The 8,561-nt window shown below is 68.8% G+C and carries 8 protein-coding genes; 1 reads left to right on the top strand and 7 read right to left on the bottom strand.

Features of this window, described 5'->3' with window-relative positions:
- From V7Q39_RS16925 to V7Q39_RS16950, 6 genes are all read right to left on the bottom strand, one after another.
- The coding region (locus V7Q39_RS16925) for an Hsp20 family protein (RefSeq protein ID WP_333817790.1) at positions 1-420 on the bottom strand (420 nt) is incomplete at its 3' end.
- Between the two features lie 139 nt (positions 421-559).
- A complete protein-coding gene (locus V7Q39_RS16930) occupies positions 560-1,411 on the bottom strand; it encodes a trypsin-like serine peptidase (protein WP_333817791.1) in 852 nt (283 codons plus the stop codon).
- A complete protein-coding gene (locus V7Q39_RS16935; protein ID WP_333817792.1) occupies positions 1,408-2,214 on the bottom strand; it encodes a trypsin-like serine peptidase in 807 nt (268 codons plus the stop codon). Before V7Q39_RS16935 ends, V7Q39_RS16930 begins: the two co-directional genes overlap by 4 nt.
- An 88-nt stretch (positions 2,215-2,302) precedes the next feature.
- The gene (gene glcF / locus V7Q39_RS16940; protein ID WP_333817793.1) at positions 2,303-3,589 is read right to left on the bottom strand and encodes a glycolate oxidase subunit GlcF; all 1,287 of its coding nucleotides are present in this window, start codon (positions 3,587-3,589) and stop codon (positions 2,303-2,305) included.
- Entirely contained in the window at positions 3,589-4,671 is a 1,083-nt protein-coding gene (locus V7Q39_RS16945) for an FAD-binding protein (protein WP_333817794.1), read from the bottom strand. Before V7Q39_RS16945 ends, glcF begins: the two co-directional genes overlap by 1 nt.
- A gap of 48 nt (positions 4,672-4,719) precedes the next feature.
- Complete coding sequence (locus V7Q39_RS16950) at positions 4,720-6,153, bottom strand: FAD-linked oxidase C-terminal domain-containing protein (RefSeq protein WP_333817795.1); 1,434 nt, start codon at positions 6,151-6,153, stop codon at positions 4,720-4,722.
- An 83-nt stretch (positions 6,154-6,236) separates the two neighbouring features.
- Between V7Q39_RS16950 and V7Q39_RS16955 the strand changes: the two genes are divergently transcribed.
- A complete protein-coding gene (locus tag V7Q39_RS16955; RefSeq protein ID WP_333817796.1) occupies positions 6,237-6,923 on the top strand; it encodes a DUF599 domain-containing protein in 687 nt (228 codons plus the stop codon).
- A gap of 78 nt (positions 6,924-7,001) precedes the next feature.
- On the opposite strand, the gene V7Q39_RS16960 is transcribed toward V7Q39_RS16955, so the two are convergent.
- On the bottom strand, positions 7,002-8,561 hold a 1,560-nt coding region (locus V7Q39_RS16960; protein WP_333817797.1), incomplete at its 5' end, for a hypothetical protein.

Genomic DNA, 8,561 nt, shown 5'->3' on the forward strand with positions numbered 1-8,561 from the left:
ATGGGCGATCTCGATCCGGCGGGGCTTCATCGCCTCGGGCACTTCGCGGACGAGGTCGATGTGGAGCATCCCGTGTTCATGCGCCGCACCCGCCACGCGGACGTGGTCGGCAAGGGCGAAGCGGCGCTCGAAGGCGCGGGTGGCGATACCGCGGTGCAGATAGCTGCGCTCGGTCTCGTCTGCGGCCTTGCGGGCGGTGACGAACAGGCTGCCGTCCTTGACCTCGACGCTCAGTTCCTCGGGGGTGAACCCGGCGACGGCGATCGAGATGCGGTAGGCATCCTCGGCGGTCTTCTCGATGTTGTAGGGCGGATAGGTGGGCTGGGCCACGTCGGTGGACAGGACCCGGTCCATCAGGTCGGCGATGCGGTCGAAGCCGACGGTGGCACGGTAAAGCGGCGCGAAATCAAGGTTGCGCATTGTCATCCTCCTGGAAGCGATGTCAGAGGCCTTCCCCGGACGGGGCAAGGCGGGTTGAGACCCGGGCCCGTCATGGCACCCGGATACCTCTCAGGTAGGAAGCAGGATTTGCGCTTTCAAGGGCCCGAGAAGCCCGGCGTCACGGAGAGACGAAGCGCGCGCCGCCGCCGGTCCCCACCCCGCCACCGCCCTGCAGGATGATGCGCTTGCCGGGCGCGCCAGGCATCCCCGGCGGCGCGAGGCCGATCCGCGCTTCGGGTTCCGCCGTGCTGAGCGCCTGGCCCTTGCGGAGCGCGGCCTTCAGCCGGTCGACCTGTTCCGGCAGCTCCATCCCGAAGGCGACCGGCTTGCCGTCCAGATCGCCCCCGGCCGAGATGATCGAGACGATCCGCGCGCGATAGCCCGAGCGGTCGAGCACCGGCGCGCCGGAAGAGCCGAAGGTGACATCGCAGTCGAAGGCGATCAGCCGCTCCTGGCGCCCGACGACCTTGCAGACCCGCTGCCAGGACAGGGCTTCCTCCCGTCCCTCGGCGTAGGAGACGACGCTGACCTCGGCGCCGGTGCCGGGCCGGGCGACGGTGAAGGGCGAGATGACCGCGCTGGGGATGGGCTGGGCCAGTTGCAGCAGCGCGACGTCGCGTTCGACCATCTGGAACGGCGCGGGGTCGAGGTTGCGGTAGGCGGGATCGGCCATGGTGCGGGCGACGGGCACTTCGGCCAGTGCGCTGCCATGCGAGAGCCCGGCGCGGAAGGTGATCCGCGCTGCGTCGATGGGGCTGCCGTCGGGGTTCAGGACGCAATGCGCGGCGGTAAGCACCAGATCGGCCGCGATCAGCGCCCCGGTGCAGAAGCCGCCGTTTTCCACATCGACGCGGCCCACCGGTTCGAACCCGCGCAACTCCTCGCGCGTGGCCAGCTCATCAAGACCGGAGTTCTGCTCGGCCATCGCGGCGCCGGACAACAGGACCAGGGCCGCGAAAAGCACTTTCATGGCTTGACGAATTTCGCCCCTGCCCCGGTGCCGCCGGACAGAACGCTGACCGATTTGGCACCGACCGCCGACCCCGCCTTGCTGTCCTCCAGCGCCGTGCGCAGGGCGGCAAGCGGCTCGGCCACCGGCACGGCGAGGGCGACCTTGCGGCCATCCACCTCGGCCTTGGCCGAGATGACCGAGACCACTTTCGCCACCCCGTCGCGGATGGTGAAGACCGGCGCGCCAGAGGAGCCGAAATCGACGCTGCAGGTCAGGATCAGCGCATTGCGGCGGCCCGCGAGCACTTTGCAGGCCTCCTGGATCGAAGGCGCCTCCTCGCGGTATTGCGCGTAGGAGACGACACCCACCGGGTCGCCCTCGACCGGGGCGGCACCGGTCTCGAACGGGGATAGCGAGGGCAGGCGGATCGGCTGGCTGAGTTCGAGGAGCGCGAGGTCATCCGTCACCCGGTCGAGCTTGTCCTCGGCGGTGAAGCGATAGTCGGGGTGGGCGACGGCGCGGCTGACCCGGCGGTAGGCAACGGCGCGGCCATTGCGGAACCCGGCCTGGAACTCGATCTCTTCGGGGCGAAGCTGCACGCCGGTGGTCTTGTCGTAAAGGCAATGCGCTGCCGTCAGCACCAGTTGCGGGCCGATCAGCGCGCCGGTGCAGAAGCCCTTCTTGCCGAGGACGAGCTTGCCCACCGCATCCCAGCCGCGCGAATCGTCGGCGGTTTCGAGCTTAAGGAGCCCGTCCTGGGCGTGGACCGCGCCTGCAAGGGCCAGAAGGGCCGCCAGCAGGTGGGGGAACAGGTGACGCATGGAACCCTCCCTTCCCCCGCGCAGCCTTCAGGCTTATGCGCCGACTTTGGCGGATTTGAGGCCTGTCGCGCAAGCGCTGCCTGCGGGGTCAGCCCGCAAGGGCGCGCGGCTGTGGCCCGCCGGTCGCCCAGTCGAGGAGTTCGACGGTATGGACGACCGGGATGGCGGTGCCGGAGCCGATCTGCATCATGCAGCCGATATTGCCTGCGGCGATCACCTGGGGGGATTTCGCCTCCAGCGTCTGAACCTTGCGGCGCTTCAGCTCGCCGCTGATCTCGGGTTGCAAAAGGTTGTAGGTCCCGGCGCTGCCGCAGCAGAGATGGCTGTCGGCGGGCTCAACCACCTCGAAGCCCGCGCGCTTCAGCAGGTCCTTCGGGGCGGACTTGATCTGCTGGCCGTGCTGCAGCGAACAGGCGGCGTGATAGGCGACGCGCAGGCCCTTCGGCGCACCTTGCGGCAGGCCAAGCGTGGCGAGGAGTTCGGAGATATCCTTCGTCAGGCCCGCGACGGTGGCGGCGTCGTCGGCCAGCGGGTCGTTGCGGAACATGTGGCCGTAGTCCTTCACCGTCGTCCCGCAGCCCGAGGTGTTGATGACGATGGCGTCCAGCCCCCCGGCCCGCTGCTCGGCCATGAAGGCGCGGATGGCGGCGGCGGCCTGGGCATGGGCAAGGGACTCCTTCCCCATGTGATGCGTCAGTGCCCCGCAGCAGCCCTGGCCCTTGGCGATGACCACCTCGCAGCCGAGGCGGCGGAGGAGGCGGATGGTGGCGTCGTTGATGTCGGTGTTCAGCGCCTTCTGGGCGCAGCCGGTCATCAGCGCGACCCGCATCCGCCGCTCGCCCTGCGCCGGAAAGACCTGCGGATCGTCGTTGCGGCTGACGGGGGGGATGGTCTTCGGGGCCATCGCGAGCATGGCCTTCAGGCGCTTGTCGGGGATCGCCCAGGCGAAGGGCTTGCCGATCTTCGCGGCCAGCAGCGCCAGGCGGAAGCGGCGGGGATAGGGGATCACCCGGGCGAGGACGGCGCGCAGGGCGCGATCCATCAGGGGGCGTTTGTAGGTCTTTTCCACATGTGCGCGGGCGTGGTCGATCAGGTGCATGTAGTGCACCCCGCTGGGGCAGGTGGTCATGCAGGCGAGGCAGGAGAGGCAGCGGTCGAGGTGCTTCACCGTCCTTGCATCCGCCGGGCGGCCCGCTTCCAGCATGTCCTTGATCAGGTAGATGCGGCCTCTCGGGCTGTCCAGCTCGTCGCCCAGCACCTGATAGGTCGGACAGGTGGCCGTGCAGAAGCCGCAATGCACGCAGGAGCGCAGGATCTGGTTGGCGCGGGCGATGCCGGGATCGGCCAGCTGCTCGGGGGTAAAATTCGTCTGCATCAGCCCATCATCCCGGCGTTGAGAATACCCCTCGGGTCGAATTTGGCCTTGAGGCCCGCGGCCAGCACCGCAACCTCGGGCGCTTCCGGCGGAAAGACCGGCCCACCCTGCCCCAACACCCGCGTCGCATGGCCGCGGCCCGCGACGGCCGCCGCGACCTCGGCCCCGCGTCCGGGATCGAGGAGGAGCCAGATCAGCCCCCCGCCCCAGTCCCACAGCGCCTCGCCGCCCAGCACCGCGACGATCTCTGCCGCTGCGGTGGGCAGGGTGGCGATGCGCCAGACCTCGCCCGGCTTGCCCTGAAGCGGGACCACATCGCGCACCTCGCGCCAGAGTGCGGCGGAGGCCTCGCCTTCGGCCACCGTCACCTCGCCGCCCATCCGGTCGCGCAGCTGCCCGGTGCGATAGGCGACCGAGCCCGCCATCCCCTCGACCCGGATCAGGCTGCGCCCCGAATGTCGCGCGGCGCCGGAGATGTCGAAGGGCGACCCCAGCGCCACCCGCAAGGCCTTGAGACCCGCCTCGTCGCTGAGGCCCTCGATCACCAGCGTCGCCTCGGCCTCGGGCAGGGCCTGGACCTTGAAGCCCACCTCGCTGAGGACGCCCAGCACGCCCCGGCTGCCTGCCAGAAGCTTCACCAGATCGTAGCCGGTGACGTTCTTCATCACCCGGCCGCCGTTCTTCACCACCGTCCCAGTCCCATCGACGAAGCGCACGCCCAGAGCCGCGTCGCGGGCAGCCCCCGCCTGCACCCGGCGCGGGCCCGAGGCATTCGCGGCCAGCACGCCGCCGATGGTCGACACCCCTTCGCGCCCGAGAAGCCCGCGCAGGTCCGGCGGCTCGAAGGCCAGGCGCTGACGTTCGCCCGCCAGCACCCGGTCGACCTCGGCCAGGGGTGTGCCCGCCCGCACCACCAGCGTCAGCGCGCCGGGCTCGTAAAGCTCCACGCCGGTCAAGCCGCCGGTCTCCAGCACCTCGCCCATGGCGTGACCCAGCGTCCGCGTGCCACCACCGCGCAGCAAGAGGGGGCCGGTTGCCCCGGCGACGGCTTCGACCAGCTCTGCTTCGGTCTTCGGGCGCATCGTCTCTCCCCGATGTCCAGGAATTTTCTGGGAAATTCCCGGACTTCCTTATCCGGCGCGCCGGGTTGCGGTTGTGGCGAGGGGGAAGACCTTCGCCGGATTCAGAAGCCATTTCGGGTCGAATACGTCCTTGATCCGCATCTGCGCCTCCATATCTGCGGGCGCAAACTGCACCGCCATCAGGTCGCGCTTCTCGATCCCCACGCCATGCTCGCCGGTCAGGCAGCCGCCGACCTCGACGCAAAGCTTCAGGATTTCGGCCCCGAAGGCCTCGCATTTCTCCAGATCGCCGGGTTTGTTGGCATCGAACAGGATCAAGGGGTGCATGTTGCCGTCCCCCGCATGGAAGACGTTGCCGACGTCAAGGCCGAAGTCGCGGCTCATCTCGCCGATCCGGCGCAGAACATGCGGCAGGGAGGACACCGGAATCGTCCCGTCCAGGCACATGTAGTCGTTGATCTGGCCCATCGCGCCGAAGGCCGACTTGCGCCCCAGCCAGATGCGCCGTGCCTGATCCTCGTCCGCCGCCTCGCGGAATTCCACCGGGTCGTGCGCAAGGGCGATCTGCCTGATCCGGCCCAGCTGCTCGGCGATCTCCGCCTCCGATCCTTCGACCTCGATGATCAGCAAAGCCTCGCAATCCGGGTAGCCGGCATGGGCGAAGGCCTCGGTCGCGCGGATGCAGGGGCGGTCCATGAACTCGATGGCGACGGGTAGGATCCCCGCCCGGATGATGTCGGCGACGCAGGCCCCCGCGACTTCGTTCGAGTTGAAGCCCACCAGCACCGGCCGCGCCCCTTCCGGCTTTGGCAGGATGCGGAGCCAGGCTTCGGTCACGACGCCGAGCTGCCCTTCGGAGCCGCAGACCACACCCAAAAGGTCGAGGCCGGAAGGCTCGCCCCAGGGTCCGCCCAAAGTGATCACGGTGCCGTCCATCTGCACCAGCGTCACGCCGAGGAGGTTGTTCGTCGTGACCCCGTATTTCAGGCAATGCGCCCCGCCGGAGTTCATCGCGATGTTCCCGGCGATGGCGCAGGCCAGCTGGCTGCTGGGGTCCGGCGCGTAGAAGAAGCCATCCGCCTCGACCGCGCCGCTGACGGAAAGGTTGGTCCGCCCCGACTGCACGCGGATGAAGCGGTTCTCGTAGTCCGTCTCAAGCACCGCGTTCATCCGCGCGACGCCCAGGATCACCGAGTCCGCCGTCGGCATCGCGCCCCCCGCCAGTGACGTGCCCGATCCGCGCGGCACCATCGGAACGCCCTCCTGCCAGCAGACCCGCAGGACGGCGCTGACCTCGGCCGTGGTGCGCGGCAGGACAGCGGCGAGGGGCGGGCAGCGGTAGGCGGTCAGCGCGTCGCATTCATAGGCGCGCAACTCCTCGGGCGCGTCGATCACCGCGTCGGCGGGCAGGACCGAGCGCAGCCGGGCCACGATCCGGGCTTTCCGGGCAATGACGCCCTGGTCGGGTGCTGGCATGTCCACTGGCAATCCCCCGCTGACTGGTAAGAAATTATAACCAATTTCACCGGCTGACAAGGAAAAACCCCGGCTCTAACCTTGGGTGCATGACGATGAACCTTGGTGCAATCCCCCTCTTCGACCTTTTCACGCTAGCGCTGCTGGTCCTTGCCTGGCTCGCCGCCGGCTGGTTCAGCGAGCATCCGCCCCAGTCACACCCGTCGGTCTCCTGGCTGATGGAGGATTACCGGCGCGACTGGATGCGGACCTTCGTCACCCGCCAACCGCGCATCTTCGACGCGACGCTGATCGACAGCTTGCGGCAGGGCACGGCCTTCTTCGCCAGCGCCTGCATGATCGCCATCGGCGGCGGCATCGCAGTCATCGGCAATGCGGCAGCGGTGCAGCGGCTGTCCGAGGAGTTGCCCATCACAGGCGGCCCCGATGTCGCGGTCAAGATGCTGCCGGTGATCGGGTTCCTTGCCAATGCGCTGCTGAAATTCGTCTGGGCGCATCGGCTGTTCGGCTATTGCTCGATCCTGATGGCGGCGGTCCCGAACGACCCCGCCGATCCGCTGGCCTTCCACCGCGCGAGCCAGGCGGCGGAGATCAACATCACCGCCGCGAAAAGCTTCAACCGGGGCTTGCGGTCGATCTATTACGCGCTGGCTGCGCTGGGGTGGTTGCTCGGTCCCTGGGGTCTTCTGATGGGCACGGTGCTGGCCACCGGCATCTTGATCCGGCGCGAGTTCGCAAGCCTGTCGCGCGAAGTAATCCTGTCGCGCGAGCCTTGACTTGCCGCTCATCGCTTCCTTCGGTCGCTCTTCGCTGTCATCAGCGAGGACCGACCGAAGGAAGGGACGAGCCCCTGCTCACCCCGCCTTCGCGCCCTTGCGGCCCTCGATCAGCCAGGCGACCACGGCCAGGCCCGCGGCGATCAGCAGCCATGCCCAGGCGGGCAGGAAGGGTACCACGTTGACCTCGGTGGTCAGGTAGGCCTCGCGCGGGGTGATGCCGATCCAGCCTCGGCCCACCGCGACGCGGCCCGGGGCGACCGCGCGGATATCGGGGTTGCCGGGTTCCAGCCGGGTGACGCCACCCCGCGTCGCCTCGGCCATCGGCGCCAGATCCGCGCCCGAGGCGATGGTCTCGACGAATTCGCGCGGGGTCGCGGGGCCGACGGCGATGACGCGGGTCAGATCGCCCTGCTCCAGCCGATAAAGCCCCAGCATCGGCGCCTTGAACCCGGCCTCGTAGCGGCCCGGCGCGGCAAGCGGCATGGCCAGTTCCGTCACGGTCCCGTCCGGCGCGGTGATCGTGACCGGGCCGGGTTCCGCCTCGGCCAGGGTCCGGCGGGTGATGGTCATCGCCTCGCCGGCCACCTCGGCGGTGAGGGTTTCCTCTTCCAGCTCCGGTTCCTTCAGCATCCAGTGCGCGAGGCGCCGCAGAAGCTCCAGCTGCGGCCCGCCACCTTCATAGCCCCGTCCCCAAAGCCAGGACTGGTCCGAGGCCAGCACCGCGACCCGGCCCTTGTCGACCCGGTTCAGGACCAGCAAAGGCAGGTCGTGCGGGCCGGACATCAGCACCTGCCCCGCAGTCTGCTGCACCTCGATCTGGCGGAACCAGCGGCCCCAGCCGCCTTCGGGGGCTTCCTTCTCCAGCCCCTCCGTCACCGGGTGGCGGCGGCCAAGCTCGGTGATCTTCGGGCGGAAGCCCTCCTCGATCACCTGAGCGGTGGGCGCGACCGGCAGGATCTGGGCCAGGGGCGAGCGGTAGAGACTGTCCACCGCGCCGAATTCCGGCCCGGCGGCGACCAGCACGGTGCCGCCTTCGCGGACGTAATTGACCACATTGTCGATGTAGGACATCGGCAGGATGCCCCGCATCCGGTAGCGGTCGAAGATGATCAGGTCGAATTCCTTGATCTTCTCGACGAACAGCTCGCGGGTCGGGAAGGCGATCAGCGACAGTTCGTCCACCGGCACCCCGTCCTGTTTCTCCGGCGGACGCAGGATGGTGAAATGGACCAGGTCCACCGCCGCGTCGGATTTCAACAGGTTGCGCCAGACCCGTTCCCCTGCATGGGGCTCGCCCGAGACCAGAAGCACCCGCAGCCGGTCGCGCACGCCGTTGATCTGCACGGCGACGGCATTGTTGCGGTCGGTGATCTCGCCCGCGACAGGGGCGACAGAGAATTGCAGCACGTTCGCCCCGCCATGCGGCAGGGTGACGGGCAGCTCCAGATCCTCGTTCAGCGCGACGGTGTAGGTGACGGGCTCTTCGGTGTCGACCGCAATGGTCAGCGCGACCTCGGATCCCAAGTTCGGGGCCGCGCCGATATCCTCGACCTTCAGCTTCAGCTTGAACTCCTCGCCGATGATGGCGAAGGCCGGGGCGTTCTTCACGACGATGCGACGGTCCCAGTCGGCCTG

The organism is Tabrizicola sp. (assembly GCF_036781545.1).
In the GTDB taxonomy this organism is placed as follows: Bacteria; Pseudomonadota; Alphaproteobacteria; order Rhodobacterales; family Rhodobacteraceae; genus Tabrizicola.